General features: G+C 71.2%; 1 protein-coding gene. It reads right to left on the reverse strand.

Annotated elements, in window-relative coordinates:
• Positions 1–333, reverse strand: a 333-nt coding sequence (locus tag E1286_RS47420) for a transposase (RefSeq protein ID WP_165970265.1), incomplete at both ends; no start/stop codon positions are given.

Below are 333 nucleotides of genomic sequence, written 5' to 3' on the forward strand. Positions count from 1 at the left end.
AGCGGGCCACGGCGGGCAGGTTCCGGCCGGACTTGCAGCGCACCAGCAGGTCGGCGCCGGTGGCGGCCAGCTGGTTGAGCAGGTCGGTGGCGGCGAAGTTCCGGTCGGCCAGCAGGAGCATCCCGGTCTGTAGATGCGCGGCCAGGCGGCGGGCGTAGTCCAGCTCACCGGTCGTGGCGGGTCCGAACACGGCCCCGATGACCGATCGGGTGCCGCAGGCCACCAGTGCGGCCAGCCGTAGTTGCGGGTATCCCGAGATGCCGTTGCCGAGTCGCTGGCGGGTGAAGACCGTAAGGTTGGCGGCACTGTCCGGGATCGGCAGCAGGGTGCCAT

It is taken from the genome of Nonomuraea terrae, from assembly GCF_004348995.1.
Taxonomy (GTDB): Bacteria; Actinomycetota; Actinomycetes; order Streptosporangiales; family Streptosporangiaceae; genus Nonomuraea; species Nonomuraea terrae.